This is a genomic window from Pseudomonas sp. KH_050 (assembly GCF_057838875.1).
The window spans coordinates 5,364,389-5,379,779 of sequence record NZ_CM174478.1; the positions used below are offsets into that span (position 1 = coordinate 5,364,389).

Below are 15,391 nucleotides of genomic sequence, written 5' to 3' on the forward strand. Positions count from 1 at the left end.
GACTGATCGAAAAGTTCAGAAAAGCCAAGGATTGCCGCTCAGTTCAGGCAAAACCCGCGCCGCAATTCTGTCTTTTTCTGTCAATTAAGCGACATACCCGGGTTTTGCCCCCAGCACCCAGCTTTTCAAGCGATTGACCGGCGCTCTACACTGTACCGGTACAGTTGCCAGGGGCACTTCCGGAGATATCTGATCCGGTTCTGCAGCTTTGGCCGCCAGGACTATAAAAACTACAACAGCAAGAGTGGAGCACTATGAATAAGGCTACTAAGCAGATTTCCAAACTGTTTGCCGCTATGGTTCTGGCCGGGGTTGCCAGCCATTCGTTCGCAGCTGACACCATCAAGATTGGTATCGCCGGCCCTAAAACCGGTCCGGTCACTCAGTACGGCGACATGCAGTTCATCGGCGCCAAAATGGCCATCGAGCAGATCAATGCCAAAGGCGGTGTCGACGGCAAGATGCTCGAAGCCAAGGAATACGACGACGCGTGCGACCCTAAACAAGCCGTGGCCGTCGCCAACAAAGTAGTCAACGATGGTGTGAAATTCGTTGTCGGTCACCTGTGCTCCAGCTCCACCCAACCGGCTTCGGACATCTACGAAGACGAAGGCGTGATCATGATCACCCCGGCTGCCACCAGCCCGGACATCACCACCCGTGGCTACAAAATGGTGTTCCGCACCATCGGTCTGGACAGCGCCCAGGGCCCTGCCGCCGGTAACTACATCGCCGATCACGTGAAACCGAAAATCGTTGCTGTGCTGCACGACAAACAGCAATACGGCGAAGGCATCGCCACCGCCGTGAAGAAAACCCTCGAAGGCAAGAACGTCAAGGTTGCCGTGTTCGAAGGCCTGAACGCCGGTGACAAGGACTTCTCCTCGATCATTCAGAAGCTCAAGCAAGCCAACGTCGACTTCGTCTACTACGGCGGCTACCACCCAGAGCTGGGTCTGATCCTGCGCCAGTCCCAGGAAAAAGGCCTGAAAGCCAAGTTCATGGGGCCAGAAGGCGTCGGCAACGACTCCATCTCGCAAATTGCCCAGAACGCTTCCGAAGGCCTGCTGGTGACCTTGCCGAAGTCTTTCGACCAGGACCCGACCAACAAGGCACTGGTTGAGGCGTTCACCGCCAAGAAACAGGATCCGAGCGGTCCGTTCGTGTTCCCGTCCTACTCGGCCGTTGAAGTGATCGCCGAAGGCATCAAGGCCGCCAAGAGCGAAGACACCACCAAGGTGGCTGAAGCCATTCACGCCGGTACCTTCAAGACTCCGACCGGCGACCTGTCGTTCGACGCCAAGGGCGACCTGAAGGACTTCAAGTTCGTGGTCTACCAGTGGCACTTCGGCAAACCTAAAACCGAAGTTTCGCCTCAGTAAGGCGCTGCCTGACTGACTGCCAATAGAGCCCACGGCGTGCCGTGGGCTTTGTTTTACGAGGTAATGGGCCGTGCCTCCGTGATCCGGAAGCCTTCCCACCTGAAAATCTCAAAACCGTCATCAGCGGTTCGCTGGCAAACCTCACGTTCAACGTGGATGCAGATCCACGTGACCTGAGCGGGAAAATGACTCCACCAGTGAAATGCGTATCAGGTTTTTAGGAGCGTTGTAATGCCTGAGATCTATCACTTCTTCCAACAGCTGGTCAATGGTCTGACCATTGGCAGCACCTATGCCTTGATCGCCATTGGCTACACAATGGTTTACGGCATTATTGGAATGATCAACTTCGCCCATGGCGAGGTCTATATGATCGGTTCCTACGTGGCCTTCATCGTCCTTGCCGGACTGGCCATGCTGGGTTTCGATTCTCTGCCACTGTTGATGACCGCCGCATTCCTGGCGACCATCGTTGTAACCAGTGCCTACGGCTACAGTATCGAACGGATCGCCTACCGCCCTCTACGGGGCAGTAACCGGCTGATTCCGCTGATCTCGGCCATCGGCATGTCGATCTTCCTGCAAAACACCGTGTTGCTCTCGCAGGATTCCAAGGACAAATCGATCCCCAACCTGATTCCGGGCAGCTTCAGCTTCGGTTCGGGCGGAGCACAGGAAGTGCTGATCTCCTACATGCAGATCCTGGTGTTCGTGGTGACCCTGGTGGTGATGCTCTGCCTCACCCTGTTCATCTCGCGTTCACGTCTGGGACGTGCCTGCCGAGCCTGTGCCGAAGACATCAAGATGGCCAACCTGCTGGGCATCAATACCAACAACATCATCGCCCTGACCTTCGTCATCGGTGCGGCCCTGGCCGCTGTGGCGGCTGTGCTGCTGAGCATGCAGTACGGCGTGATCAACCCCAACGCGGGCTTCCTGGTGGGCCTCAAGGCCTTCACCGCAGCCGTATTGGGCGGCATCGGCAGTATTCCGGGCGCCATGCTCGGCGGGCTGGTGCTGGGGGTGGCCGAAGCATTCGGCGCCGATATATTCGGTGACCAGTACAAGGACGTAGTGGCTTTCGGCCTTCTGGTTCTGGTGTTGTTATTCCGGCCAACTGGCCTGTTGGGTCGCCCGGAGATTGAGAAAGTATGATCAGGAATCTTAAACAGGCGCTGTTCAGCGCCCTACTGGTATGGGCCGTCGCCTATCCGGTACTCGGTCTGAAACTGTCCATCGCCGGCATCAACCTTGAAGTGCTGGGCGCCAGTACCTCAACGCTGATCATCATCACCGCCTGCTCGGTACTGATGTTCCTGCGCGTGCTGTTCGACCGGGAATACACGGCCGCCATGCGCTCCGTGCCCAAAGGTAAATTGATCCCGGCCGGCGCGAGCCACTTCCTGACCCTGCCCAGCACCCAGCGCTGGGTCATCATGGGATTGATCGTCCTCGCTCTGGTCTGGCCGTTCTTCGGCTCGCGCGGTGCGGTGGATATCGCCACGCTGATTCTGATCTATGTGCTGCTCGGTCTGGGCCTGAACATCGTGGTCGGTCTGGCGGGTCTGCTCGACCTGGGCTACGTCGGTTTCTACGCGGTGGGCGCCTACAGCTATGCGCTGCTGTCGCACTACTACGGCCTGAGCTTCTGGATCTGCCTGCCGATTGCCGGGATGATGGCGGCGACCTTCGGCTTCCTGCTGGGCTTCCCGGTGTTGCGTCTGCGTGGTGACTATCTGGCGATCGTGACCCTGGGCTTCGGTGAGATCATCCGTCTGTTCCTGCGTAACCTGACGGACCTCACGGGCGGACCGAACGGCATCAGCAACATCCCCAAACCGACGCTGTTCGGCCTGAGCTTCGATAGAACGGCTGCCGAAGGCATGCAGACCTTCCACGAGTACTTCGGCCTGACTTACAACCCGATCAGCAAGGTGGTTTTCCTCTACCTGGTGGCACTGTTGCTGGCGCTGTTCGCACTGTTCGTGATCAACCGTCTGCTGCGCATGCCGATCGGCCGTGCCTGGGAAGCCTTGCGTGAAGACGAAATCGCCTGCCGTGCCCTGGGCCTGAACCCGACCGTGATCAAGCTGTCGGCCTTTACCCTGGGCGCCTGCTTCGCCGGTTTTGCCGGTAGCTTCTTCGCCGCACGTCAAGGGCTGGTGACGCCGGAGTCGTTCACCTTCATCGAGTCGGCCACCATCCTCGCCATCGTGGTGCTGGGCGGCATGGGCTCGCAACTGGGCGTGGTCCTCGCGGCTGTCGTGATGATTCTATTGCCCGAGCTGATGCGTGAATTCAGCGAATACCGCATGTTGATGTTCGGCGCCTTGATGGTGCTGATGATGATCTGGCGCCCACAAGGTCTGCTGCCCATGCAACGTCCTCACATGGAGCTGCGTAAATGAGCAGAGAGATCCTGAAAGTAGATGGCCTGAGCATGCGCTTTGGCGGTTTGTTGGCGGTCAATAGCGTAGCCCTGAGCGTGAAAGAGAAGCAGGTGGTGTCGATGATCGGCCCTAACGGTGCCGGCAAGACCACCGTATTCAACTGCCTGACCGGGTTCTATAAACCCACCGCAGGCAGCATTCTGCTCAACGGCGAAGCCATCGAAGGCCTGCCCGGTCACAAGATCGCCGGCAAAGGCGTGGTACGTACCTTCCAGAACGTGCGGTTGTTCAAGGATATGACCGCCGTGGAAAACCTGCTGATCGCCCAGCATCGGCACCTGAACACCAACTTCCTGGCCGGCCTGTTCAAGACCCCGGCGTTTCGCCGCAGCGAACGCGAGGCGATGGAGCTCGCCGAGTTCTGGCTGGAGAAGGTCAACCTCAAGGAGTTCGCCAACCGCCCCGCCGGAACCCTGGCCTACGGTCAGCAGCGCCGCCTGGAAATCGCCCGCTGCATGATGACCCGTCCAAGCATCCTCATGCTCGACGAACCGGCTGCCGGCCTCAACCCGCGGGAAACCGACGACCTCAAGGCGCTGATCGGCATCCTGCGTGAAGAGCATAACGTGACCGTGCTGCTGATCGAACACGACATGAAACTGGTCATGAGCATTTCCGACCACATTTTCGTGATCAACCAGGGCACACCTCTGGCCAACGGTACACCGGAGCAGATCCGGGATAACCCTGAAGTGATCAAAGCCTACCTGGGGGAAGCGTAAATGCTGCAATTCGAAAACGTTTCCACCTTCTACGGCAAGATCCAGGCCCTGCACAGCGTCAACGTCGAAGTCCGCCAGGGCGAGATCGTCACGCTGATCGGTGCCAACGGCGCGGGCAAGTCGACCCTGCTGATGACCCTCTGCGGTTCGCCGCAGGCTCATAGCGGCAGCATTCGCTACATGGGCGAAGAGCTGGTCGGCCAGGACTCCTCAAATATCATGCGCAAGAGCATTGCCGTGGTACCGGAAGGTCGCCGGGTGTTCGCTCGCCTGACCGTGGAGGAAAACCTTTCCATGGGCGGCTTCTTCACCGACAAGGGCGACTATCAGGAGCAGATGGACAAAGTGCTGCAACTGTTCCCGCGGCTCAAGGAACGCTTCACCCAACGCGGCGGCACCATGTCCGGCGGCGAACAGCAGATGCTCGCTATCGGCCGGGCACTGATGAGCAAGCCCAAGCTGTTGCTGCTCGATGAGCCGTCGCTGGGGCTGGCACCGATCATCATTCAACAGATCTTCGACATCATCGAACAACTGCGCCGCGATGGCGTGACGGTGTTCCTGGTGGAGCAGAACGCCAACCAGGCGTTGAAGATCGCCGACCGTGCCTATGTACTTGAAAACGGTCGGGTGGTGATGCAAGGCACGGGTGAAGACTTGCTGACTGATCCAAAAGTGCGCGAAGCCTATCTGGGCGGTTAAGCACTTGCTTTAAACGAAACGGCCTGCGGGCCGTTTTTTTTGGCCCGCGAAAACCATTTGCCTGAGAATTTTGTGGCCGGACAGAGGGTCGGCATGTGTTTATTTTTGAAAAAATCCGGATTGGGCTGTAACGGATCGGGATGGCGTTTCTCTAGTGGGATAAGCAAGCAAAAACGCTTCCTTATCCAAACTCACTACTGGAGAAACATCATGACCGCTACCACTCGCACATTGTCCGCCGCCGCCCTCGCTCTGGCCCTTGGTTCTGCCTTGAGTATTGCCGCCCTGCCGACCACCGTTCACGCCGCCGACGACATGGAAAAATGCTTTGGCGTCGCTCTGAAAGGTAAAAACGATTGCGCCGCGGGCGCGGGCACCACCTGCGCCGGCACCTCGAAAGTCGACCATCAGGCCAATGCCTGGAAGCTGGTTCCAAAAGGCACCTGCGAAAAAACCGCCAGCCCTACCTCGCCGACCGGCTTCGGTCAAATGGCCGCTTACAAAGCCAAATCGTAATCACCCTTCTGCCTGAGTGTTGATGATGACCACTTCATTGCTGCACCGCGCACATCCCCGCACTCAGGCTCCGGCGTCCAAACTCCCGCGCCGCGCCGGGCTGGGCCTCAAGACCGGGCACTTTGCCGAAGTGCTCGGAACCCTCCCCGACCTGGGCTTCTTCGAAGTGCACGCGGAAAACTACATGGTCGCCGGCGGCCCGTTTCATCACTACCTGGGATTGATCCGCGAGCAGTATCCGCTGTCGCTGCATGGCGTCGGCCTGTCGATCGGCGCAGAAGGTTCGCTGGACCGCGAGCACCTTGCACGCTTGGCTCAACTGATCGAACGTTATCAACCTCAATCGTTTTCCGAACACCTGGCCTGGTCCAGCCATGGCCCGGTGTTCCTCAATGATCTGCTGCCCCTGGCCTATGACCAGCCGACGCTGAACCGCGTCTGCGAGCATATCGATCAGGTTCAAAACACCCTGAAACGCCCGATGCTGCTGGAGAATCCGGCGACTTACCTGGAGTTCCAGCGCTCGAGCATGGATGAAGCGACATTCATCCGCGAAGTGATCCGCCGTACCGGCTGCGGCCTGTTGCTCGATGTGAACAACCTCTATGTATCGAGCATCAATCATCAGCGCGATCCGCTGGCCTATATCGATGCCCTGCCGCTGCACGCAGTTGGCGAGATCCATCTTGCAGGCTTTGCCGAAGACAGTGATAGCCTCGGTGACCGGCTGCTGATCGACGACCATGGCGCTGCCGTCGACACTGCGGTGTGGCAATTGTATCGGCGGGTTTTGCAGCGCACGGGGCCGATTGCCACGCTGATCGAGCGCGATAATCACCTTCCGGCATTTGCCGAGCTGTACGCCGAGGCCCGGCAAGCGGATGAGTGGCTAAGTTGCGTCGAGGTCCGGCCATGAGCATTCAGGTCTCCTTCGCCGCCGCCCTGCTCGACCCGCAGCAGCCTTGTCCGTCAGGTTTATTCAGTGCCAACCGTGCCGATCCGGCCACCCGCTTCGCGGTTTATCGCAATAACGTACAGAGCTCGCTGATCAACGCGTTGGCCGACAGTTACCCGGTGGTCTTGCAGTTGGTCGGCGACGCGTTCTTCCGGGCCATGGCTCAGTTCCATGTCCGACAGCGTCCACCGCAAGGCCCGCTGCTTAACGAGTACGGCAGCGATTTCGCCGACTTCATCGAAGGTTTTGCACCCGCTGCCAGCGTGCCATACCTGGCGGACGTCGCCCGGCTGGAAAGACTGCGGGTGCAGGCCTATCACGCGGCCGATGCCCAGGCTTTGAGCCACGAGCAGATCGGCGCAGTCCTCGCAGATCCACACGTGCTGGGCGAACTTCATTTCCAGCTTCATCCCTCGGTCAGCACCCTGAATTCGGCCTATGCCGTGGTTGCGCTCTGGGCGGCGCACCAGGACGAAACCCTGGAAAACGTCGACCCGCTTCAGGAGCAAAGCGCTCTGATTCTGCGTAATGGCCTCGAAGTCGAGGTTTTTGCCATCGACCTCGGTGCAACGATGTTCATCCGCAGCCTGCAAAACGACTGGTCCCTGGAACAAGCCGTGGCCTGTGCCCTGGACGCAGCGCCTGGATTTGATCTGAGCCAATGCCTGGCACTGTTGATCGGCCACAGCGCCATCACCCACTTACAACGAGTATCGTCATGAACACCCGCCATGAACCGCAAAATCCCGTCGCGCTACTGATTGAACGCGTCATTCGCTTGTTCGAGATGATCCCTCACAGCCTGATCGCTTTTATCGCGCGCTTCTCCATTGCCGCAGTGTTCTGGAAATCCGGGCAGACCAAGGTCGAGGGCCTGGCCATTGACCTGATCGACGGCACCTTCCAGCTTGGTGTTCCACGTCTGGCGGATTCGACCATTCCCTTGTTCCAGAGTGAATATCAGGTTCCCCTGCTCTCCCCGGAACTGGCGGCGCATCTGGCCGCGTTCGCCGAACATTTTTTCCCGGTACTGATTCTCCTCGGGTTCGCCACGCGCTTCTGCGCCCTGGCACTGCTGGGCATGACCCTGACCATTCAATTTTTCGTGTATCCCGACGCGTATCCGACCCACGGCACCTGGGCGGCGATCCTGCTGTACTTGATGGCAACGGGGCCGGGCAAGCTGTCGATCGATCACTTGATCGCCAGGCGTTACGGCTTGTAGCAGCTGGCGAAGCCTGCGTTCGGCTGCGAAGCAGTCGTAATCCGGCAGAAGGCGTTTACTTGAAGAAACACGATTGCAGGTTTTGCGACGGCTTCGCCGCCGAACGCAGCCTTCGCCAGCTGCTACAAGCGATCAAGCGCCTCGCCACTGCGTTTGAACCAGTCGATCAGGTATTCGGCCAGCACCTGCGTGCGTTTGGGCAGGCCTCCCTGATAGGGATGCACCAGGTACATCGGCATGCTGCGGGTCTGGTAGTCACGCAGCAACCAGCGCAGACGGCCATCGGCCAGTTCCGTATGCAACATATAGGAAGGCAGCCGAGCGATACCGGCACCGACCAGCGCGGCTTTCTTCAGCAGGTTGTAATGGTTACTGGCAAACGGCCCCGAGACGCGAACCCTGAGTAACTCATGCTGCTGGTGATAGAGCCATTCTTCACGGCCGCTGTAATGGCTGTTGAGCAGGCAGCCGTGCTCGGCCAGCTCCGCCGGGGTCCGTGGCTCGCCATACTGTTGAAGGTACGCCGGACTGGCGCAAGTCATCTCGTGCCAGGCCAACAATGGTTTGGCGACCAATCGCTCATCGTTGGACACCTCCGAGCGAATCGCCAGATCGAAGCCGTCGCGGGACAAATCACGGTAGCTGTTGTTCAGCTCCAGTTCGATCTGCACCTGGGGGTACTGCCGGGAAAACTCCAGCAACAAACCATCGAAAAAGGTCTCACCCAATGACACCGGTACGGTCATGCGCACCGGACCGGCCATGTCATCCTTCAAGCGAGCCAAGGCCTGGCGCGCTCGCTCGAGTTGAATCACCAATGCCTGGGCTTGCGGCAACAGCGCCGCCCCCGCTGCGGTCAGGCTCAGGCGTCGGGTAGTGCGTTGCAACAGCACCACCGCAAATCGCGTCTCCAGCTGACTGATGCGTTTGGACAATTGTCCCTTGCTGCACCCCAGTTGCTGCGCCGCCAGGGTAAAACTGCCAGCCTCGATCAGCACCGCAAACGCCGCCAGATCATCCATTTCGCTCATGGATTGTTTCCATCTGAAAACCAAAGGTTGCCTATTAGCGCGCTTATCAATCGAAAAAACCACTCTAGACTGAAACCTCGCCCCTACTTGAGGAACAGCACGATGAAAATTCTTTTGATTGGCGCCAACGGCACCATAGGTTCAGCCGTTGATCGCGAACTGGCGCCGCGCCATGAAATCATTCGGATCGGTCGTAAAAGCGGTGATTTCCAGGTGGATATCAGCGATAGCACGTCGATTCGCAAGCTGTTTGAACAAACCGGAAAATTCGATGCGCTGATCTGCGCCGCCGGCAACGTCAACTTCGTCCCCCTGGCGGACATGACCGAAAAAGACTTTACCCTGGGCCTGCAAGACAAACTGATGGGCCAGGTCAACCTGCTGCTGATCGGTCGCGAGTTCGCCAATGACGGGGCATCGTTCACCTTCACCACCGGCGTCCTCAGCCATGACCCGATTCGCACTGGTAGTTCCGCTGCGCTGGTCAACGGCGCCCTCGATAGCTTCGTCCGCGCCGCGGCAATCGAATTGCCACGCGGCCTGCGCGTCAACTCGGTGAGCCCGAACGTGCTGGTCGAAGCCATGGGCAGCTATGCACCGTACTTTCGTGGCTTCAAACCGGTTCCAGCCGTTGACGTGGCGCTGGCATACGCGAAAAGTGTGGAAGGTTTGCAGACGGGGCAGACGTTTCACGTCGGCTGACGACTTCGAGCATCAGGCGCGCGGGAATCCCGTCATTCGATCAGCGTGGGCAAAAGGTCGCGGGCAATCGCCCGTGGCACCCCAATCCAGAACTGGGCGCCCAACTCCGATTGCACGGTCGCCGTGGTTATCTGCCGGCCATTGATAAGGATCGTCAATGGTTGCTTCATCGAGTCACGGCTGATCTTGCGCATTCGCTCGGCCGCTTGAGGGCTGAGTGTGACGTTCAACCCCACCGTATCGGGGTTGTGACTGTCGATATCCTTTAGCACTGCGTCCACTTTGATGAAGTCCGAGGCCGACAAAAAATTGATCTCGGCCGCCTGACTGGGCATCACGCCCATCATCGCCAGTGACACCACAACCCATTTCCAACCTCTTGGCATTTTCTGTTCCCTCGCATTTTTTCAACAGTTTTCGAAGCTTAGCTTTTGCACCCCGTTGAAGCAGCCTCTGTTAATGCTCAGAATGTTGCTGAAAAATCCTTACCGTCAGGTCCGGTTCAACGTCGGTCTTGTGATGCTCCGCCAGCCTGAGTAACGTGGCGGCACTTGTCAGGAGACCACTCAATGCGAGCTACCCGTTCCATAGCGATTCTTGCCCTGCTGCCGCTGTTCGCCGGTTGCCAGATGTTCAGCAGTCAACCGGCAACTTCTTCCAACGCAGGCCTGACCCGCATGCAGGGCGAACTCAGCGCCGTCGATGGCAAATTGCTGTTCCAGCCGTGCCGGGACACTCGTCGTTATGTGGTGAAGGACACCGGTGGCACCAGTGTCTTACAGGAAACAGCGGATCTGTCAGACCAGCCCGGCAAGATTTTTGCCGACCTGCGAGGCAAGTTATCCAGCGCCGCTCCCGGCACCGAAAGCCAGGTCGATTTACAGCAACTCTATCGCCTTGAACGTTCGAACACCGCCTGCGATGATCCGGAGTTCAAGCGCATGATTCTGCGTGCCGGTGGTCACACGCCTGAATGGAGCCTCAAGGCCAGCGGCAAGGGCATGGTCCTGGAGCGCGAAGGCCAGCCCGCTCTCGCGGTGCCTTACCTGGAAGAACAACTGGGTGAAGGGCGTTTCAACCTCGCCACCGAAGCCAATGGCCAGCACGTCGAACTCTGGGCGGCGCCGCAGCGTTGCGTCGACAACGTCACCGGCAGCGTGCAACACATGAGCGCCGAACTGCGGGTCAACGGCCAGGTACAGCGCGGTTGCGCCTCGTTTGGCGGTTCGCGGGGCGACTGATTCGACGAACCGGATATTTTAGCCTCACGGAAAACCGCCGTTGAGGCTTATAATCGCTGGTTTTGTAAAACTGCCTGCGCACTTAACTGCGCCGCATATCGGATCCTGTCATGTTACGAATCACCGAACTCAAGCTGCCCATCGACCATCCCGAAGAAGACCTGCGGCCTGCCATTGTGCAGCGCCTGGGCATCGCCAGTGATGACCTGCTCGATTTCACCTTGTTCAAGCGCAGCTACGACGCGCGCAAGAAGTCTTCCGAACTGTGCTTCATCTACACCATCGACCTCAGCGTTCGCGATGAGGCGAAGCTGTTGCACAAGTTCACCGACGACCGCAACGTCAATCCGGCGCCGGATGTCAGCTACAACGTCGTCGGTCAGGCCCCTCGGGACCTGAGCGAGCGGCCGATCGTGGTCGGCTTCGGCCCGTGCGGGATCTTCGCCGGGCTGTTGCTGGCACAGATGGGCTTCAAGCCGATCATCCTTGAGCGTGGCACTGAAGTCCGCCAGCGCACCAAGGACACATGGGGCCTGTGGCGCAAAAATGTGCTCAACCCTGAATCGAACGTGCAATTCGGTGAAGGCGGCGCGGGCACCTTCTCCGACGGCAAGCTTTACAGCCAGATCAAGGATCCGAAGCATCACGGCCGCAAGGTCCTGCATGAGTTCGTCAAGGCCGGCGCGCCGGAAGAAATCCTCTACGTCAGCAAGCCGCATATTGGTACGTTCCGCTTGACCGGTGTAGTCGAGAACATGCGGCATCAGATCGAAGCCCTGGGCGGCGAGGTACGCTTCCAGCAGCGGGTAACCGATGTGCTGATCGAGGATGGCCAGCTGAAGGGCATTGAGCTGGCAAGCGGTGAACAGATCCATTCCCGCCATGTGATCCTTGCCCTTGGCCACAGCGCCCGGGACACCTTCCGCATGCTTCACGGTCGCGGGGTGTACATGGAGGCCAAGCCGTTTTCGGTGGGTTTCCGCATCGAACACCCACAATCGCTGATCGACAGCGCGCGGCTGGGCAAATACGCCGGTCACCCGAAACTCGGAGCGGCCGACTACAAACTGGTGCACCACGCCAGGAACGGCCGCTCGGTCTACAGCTTCTGCATGTGCCCGGGCGGCACGGTGGTGGCGGCAACCTCCGAGCCGAACCGGGTAGTGACCAACGGCATGAGCCAGTACTCACGCAACGAGCGCAACGCCAACTCGGGGATCGTGGTCGGTATTACCCCTGAAGTGGATTATCCGGGTGGTCCGCTGGCGGGTATCGAGTTGCAGGAACGCCTCGAGTCCCACGCCTTCATCCTTGGCGGCAGCAACTACGAAGCCCCGGCGCAACTGGTCGGCGACTTCATCGCCGGCAAGCCATCCACCGCACTGGGCAGCGTCGAGCCGTCCTACAAGCCGGGCGTGGCACTCGGCGACCTGGCGCTGGCCTTGCCGGACTACGCCATCGAAGCCATTCGTGAAGCCTTGCAGGCGTTCGACAAGCAGATCAAGGGTTACTCCCTGCACGACGCCGTGCTGACCGGGATCGAGACCCGCACCTCATCGCCACTGCGGATTACCCGTAACGAGACAATGCAAAGCCTGAACGTCAAAGGCCTGTTCCCGGCCGGCGAAGGCGCAGGTTATGCCGGCGGGATTCTATCGGCGGGTGTCGACGGGATCCGCATCGCCGAAGCGGTGGCGCGGGACATGCTCGGGATCGAAGCTTAAAACCTCAAGATCAAAAGATCGCAGCCTGCGGCAGCGCCTACGCCGACCGCGCACACCCACAGAATTTGTGAATGTACGCAGCCCCTGTAGGAGCTGCCGCAGGCTGCGATCTTTTCAGGCACACCGCAAAATACGGCCTATCAGATCCCGGCGCGCAACACGCTGGCCGGCAACGCCTCACCGCGCTCCACACTGGCTGCAACCGTGTCGATCAAGCCACTCAACTCATACCCCTGAGCCGTCAACCAATTCTCGTCGTAGTAGGTGGTCGCATAACGCTCACCGCCATCACACAGAATCGCCACGATCGAGCCCGCCTCCCCCGCCTCGACCATCTGCCGGGCCGCTATCAAGGCGCCGATCAGATTGGTACCGCTCGACCCGCCCACTCGCCGCCCCAGACGTTGCGCCAGGTAATGCATGGCCGCCAGGGACAAGGCGTCCGGCACTTTGACCATCGCATCGATGACCTTGGGCAGGAACGACGCCTCGACCCGTGGCCGGCCGATGCCTTCGATCCGCGAACCGCAGTCCAGCCGCAAGTTGGCGTCACCGCTCTGGTAGTAGTCGAAGAACACCGAACGCTCGGCATCGGCACAGAGCACGCGGGTACAGTGCTGGCGATAATGCACATAACGCCCAAGGGTCGCCGTCGTGCCGCCCGTGCCGGGACTGGAAACCAGCCAGCTCGGCTCCGGATGACGCTCGAAGCGCAGTTGCTGGAAAATCGACTCGGCGATGTTGTTGTTGGCGCGCCAGTCAGTGGCACGCTCGGCGTAGGTGAACTGATCCATGAAGTGCCCGCCGCTTTCGCGGGCCAGGCGTTCGGATTCGGCATAAATCTGCGTCGGGTCGTCGACCAGATGGCTGTTGCCACCGTAGAAGGCGATTTGCGCGATCTTTTCCTGAGAGGTGGTGGCAGGCATCACCGCAATAAACGGCAAGCCCAGTAATCTTGCGAAATACGCCTCGGAAATCGCCGTCGAACCACTGGATGCTTCAATCACCGGCGCGCCCGGCTTGAACCAGCCATTACACAGTGCATAGAGGAACAACGAGCGCGCCAGACGATGTTTCAGGCTACCGGTGGGGTGACTGGACTCATCCTTGAAGTACAGCTCGATACCCGGCAGGCCTGGTAGTGGCAAGGGGATCAGGTGAGTATCGGCGCTGCGCTGGAAATCGGCTTCGATGATGCGGATGGCTTCGCGGGCCCACTGTCGGTTGTCGCTCATGGTTGGTTTCTCTGTGAAGCGGGCACGCTCGAAGGCGCTGACGACTGGCTGCGCCATTGGCCGGTGGGCCATACCGAAAAAGGAAATTCGCGGGCCAGGCCGCAAGGTATACACCCCAAGCTTAGGAAATTTCCTACGCAACGCAAAGGTACAGTCTGACCTCAATTAGACACACAACTGCTAGGCTCCTCGGCAACCCGGTGATCACCATGCTATATAACAAAAAAGAATATAACTTTTGTTTTAACAACTAACCGTACGGGTTAGGGTGTGCCACCTTTTGACTATCTGATGGAGAGCGACCTTGCCTCTGCGTAGCACTTTCACGCGCTTCTTTCAGTTGGAGGCTGCCAGCGGTCTGTTACTGATCGCCGCTGCAGCCCTGGCTTTGATCATTAACAACTCACCGCTGTCCTGGCTTTACAACGGCCTGCTGGACACTCCCGTGGTCGCGCAGATCGGCGCCTTGAAAATCGCCAAACCCTTGCTGCTATGGATCAACGACGGCCTGATGGCGATGTTCTTCCTGCTGATTGGCCTGGAAGTCAAACGCGAAGTCCTCGAAGGTCATCTGTCGAAGCCTTCGCAGATTGTCCTGCCAGGCGCTGCGGCGATTGGCGGCATGGTCGTGCCGGCGCTGATCTACTGGTTCCTCAACAAGGACAACCCGGCGGCGCTGGGCGGTTGGGCCATTCCGACGGCCACCGACATCGCGTTCGCCCTGGGCGTACTCGCCCTGCTGGGCAAACGCGTACCGGTCTCGTTGAAACTGTTCCTGATGACCCTGGCGATCATCGACGACCTCGGCGCGATCATTGTCATCGCGATCTTCTACTCGGGTGCACTGTCCACGCTATCGCTCATGCTGGCGGCGGCTTGTCTGGTGGCACTGGTAGCGATGAACCGGCTCGGCGTGGTGAAACTCGGGCCGTACATGATCATTGGCCTGATCCTCTGGGTCTGTGTGCTCAAGAGCGGAGTCCATGCGACTCTGGCCGGCGTGACTCTGGCGTTCTGCATTCCGCTGCGCACCAAAAATGCCGAGCCTTCGCCCCTGCTGAGCCTGGAACACGCGCTGCATCCTTGGGTGGCGTTCGGCATTCTGCCGCTGTTCGCCTTCGCCAATGCCGGGGTATCGCTGGCCGGCGTCAATCTGGAAAGCTTCACCCACCATGTGCCAATGGGCATTGCCGCAGGCTTGCTGCTGGGCAAGACCGTCGGCGTCTTCGGCCTGACCTGGCTGGCGGTCAAGATCGGCATTGCCGTCCTGCCCACCGGGGCGAACTGGGGCCAGGTGTTCGGCGTGGCGATCCTCTGCGGGATCGGTTTCACCATGAGCCTCTTTGTCGGGTCCCTGGCATTTATTCCGGGCAGTAGCGATTACGCCGGGATGGACCGCATGGGCATCCTCACCGGCTCCATACTCGCCGCGCTGATCGGTTATGCCGTGACCGCGGCGGCCAGTCGCAAGAATCCGCCGCAGCCTTTGTAAACGTCGATGGTTCA

The 15,391-nt window shown here is 59.3% G+C and carries 16 protein-coding genes; 13 read left to right on the forward strand and 3 right to left on the reverse strand.

Annotated elements, in window-relative coordinates; genetic code table 11:
• Positions 1-254 precede the first annotated feature (254 nt).
• The 9 genes from AC3IUA_RS24625 to AC3IUA_RS24665 all read left to right on the forward strand — a co-directional run bounded on the left by AC3IUA_RS24625 (position 255) and on the right by AC3IUA_RS24665 (position 7,952).
• Positions 255-1,382 carry a branched-chain amino acid ABC transporter substrate-binding protein gene (locus tag AC3IUA_RS24625; protein ID WP_489357460.1) on the forward strand — a complete coding sequence of 376 codons (1,128 nt, stop codon included), beginning with the start codon at positions 255-257 and terminating at the stop codon, positions 1,380-1,382.
• Positions 1,383-1,613: 231 nt separating this feature from the next.
• Positions 1,614-2,537, forward strand: a complete 924-nt coding sequence (livH, locus tag AC3IUA_RS24630; protein ID WP_489357461.1) for a high-affinity branched-chain amino acid ABC transporter permease LivH — start codon at positions 1,614-1,616, stop codon at positions 2,535-2,537.
• Positions 2,534-3,790 (forward strand): high-affinity branched-chain amino acid ABC transporter permease LivM, encoded by a 1,257-nt coding sequence (locus AC3IUA_RS24635; protein WP_489357462.1) that lies wholly within the window; start codon positions 2,534-2,536, stop codon positions 3,788-3,790. Before livH ends, AC3IUA_RS24635 begins: the two co-directional genes overlap by 4 nt.
• On the forward strand, positions 3,787-4,554 hold the full coding sequence (gene livG / locus AC3IUA_RS24640; protein WP_489357463.1) for a high-affinity branched-chain amino acid ABC transporter ATP-binding protein LivG: 768 nt from the start codon (positions 3,787-3,789) through the stop codon (positions 4,552-4,554). Before AC3IUA_RS24635 ends, livG begins: the two co-directional genes overlap by 4 nt.
• Positions 4,555-5,256 carry an ABC transporter ATP-binding protein gene (locus tag AC3IUA_RS24645; RefSeq protein WP_489357464.1) on the forward strand — a complete coding sequence of 234 codons (702 nt, stop codon included), beginning with the start codon at positions 4,555-4,557 and terminating at the stop codon, positions 5,254-5,256. It abuts the gene before it with no gap.
• A 210-nt stretch (positions 5,257-5,466) separates the two neighbouring features.
• On the forward strand, positions 5,467-5,772 hold the full coding sequence (locus AC3IUA_RS24650; protein WP_489357465.1) for a BufA1 family periplasmic bufferin-type metallophore: 306 nt from the start codon (positions 5,467-5,469) through the stop codon (positions 5,770-5,772).
• A 22-nt stretch (positions 5,773-5,794) separates the two neighbouring features.
• Positions 5,795-6,688 carry an MNIO family bufferin maturase gene (bufB, locus tag AC3IUA_RS24655; protein ID WP_489357466.1) on the forward strand — a complete coding sequence of 298 codons (894 nt, stop codon included), beginning with the start codon at positions 5,795-5,797 and terminating at the stop codon, positions 6,686-6,688.
• On the forward strand, positions 6,685-7,449 hold the full coding sequence (locus AC3IUA_RS24660; RefSeq protein WP_489357467.1) for an HvfC/BufC family peptide modification chaperone: 765 nt from the start codon (positions 6,685-6,687) through the stop codon (positions 7,447-7,449). Before bufB ends, AC3IUA_RS24660 begins: the two co-directional genes overlap by 4 nt.
• Positions 7,446-7,952: a DoxX family protein gene (locus AC3IUA_RS24665; RefSeq protein WP_489357468.1), complete on the forward strand. Its 507-nt coding sequence runs from the start codon at positions 7,446-7,448 to the stop codon at positions 7,950-7,952. Before AC3IUA_RS24660 ends, AC3IUA_RS24665 begins: the two co-directional genes overlap by 4 nt.
• A gap of 122 nt (positions 7,953-8,074) precedes the next feature.
• Here the strand turns inward: AC3IUA_RS24665 and AC3IUA_RS24670 are convergent, their stop codons facing one another.
• On the reverse strand, positions 8,075-8,983 hold the full coding sequence (locus AC3IUA_RS24670) for a LysR family transcriptional regulator (protein WP_489357469.1): 909 nt from the start codon (positions 8,981-8,983) through the stop codon (positions 8,075-8,077).
• 102 nt (positions 8,984-9,085) lie between these two features.
• On the opposite strand from AC3IUA_RS24670, the gene AC3IUA_RS24675 reads away from it, so the two are divergent.
• Positions 9,086-9,685 (forward strand): short chain dehydrogenase, encoded by a 600-nt coding sequence (locus AC3IUA_RS24675; RefSeq protein WP_489357470.1) that lies wholly within the window; start codon positions 9,086-9,088, stop codon positions 9,683-9,685.
• A gap of 32 nt (positions 9,686-9,717) precedes the next feature.
• On the opposite strand, the gene AC3IUA_RS24680 is transcribed toward AC3IUA_RS24675, so the two are convergent.
• Entirely contained in the window at positions 9,718-10,071 is a 354-nt protein-coding gene (locus AC3IUA_RS24680) for a SecDF P1 head subdomain-containing protein (protein ID WP_489357471.1), read from the reverse strand.
• Positions 10,072-10,254: 183 nt separating this feature from the next.
• On the opposite strand from AC3IUA_RS24680, the gene AC3IUA_RS24685 reads away from it, so the two are divergent.
• Both AC3IUA_RS24685 and AC3IUA_RS24690 read left to right on the forward strand, forming a co-directional pair.
• On the forward strand, positions 10,255-10,926 hold the full coding sequence (locus tag AC3IUA_RS24685; RefSeq protein ID WP_489357472.1) for a COG3650 family protein: 672 nt from the start codon (positions 10,255-10,257) through the stop codon (positions 10,924-10,926).
• A gap of 110 nt (positions 10,927-11,036) precedes the next feature.
• Positions 11,037-12,650: an NAD(P)/FAD-dependent oxidoreductase gene (locus AC3IUA_RS24690; RefSeq protein ID WP_489357473.1), complete on the forward strand. Its 1,614-nt coding sequence runs from the start codon at positions 11,037-11,039 to the stop codon at positions 12,648-12,650.
• A gap of 140 nt (positions 12,651-12,790) precedes the next feature.
• Here AC3IUA_RS24690 and AC3IUA_RS24695 read toward each other — a convergent pair whose 3' ends face one another.
• A complete protein-coding gene (locus tag AC3IUA_RS24695) occupies positions 12,791-13,885 on the reverse strand; it encodes a PLP-dependent cysteine synthase family protein (RefSeq protein WP_489357474.1) in 1,095 nt (364 codons plus the stop codon).
• A gap of 304 nt (positions 13,886-14,189) precedes the next feature.
• Between AC3IUA_RS24695 and nhaA the strand changes: the two genes are divergently transcribed.
• A complete protein-coding gene (gene nhaA / locus AC3IUA_RS24700) occupies positions 14,190-15,377 on the forward strand; it encodes a Na+/H+ antiporter NhaA (protein WP_489357475.1) in 1,188 nt (395 codons plus the stop codon).
• Positions 15,378-15,391 lie beyond the last annotated feature (14 nt).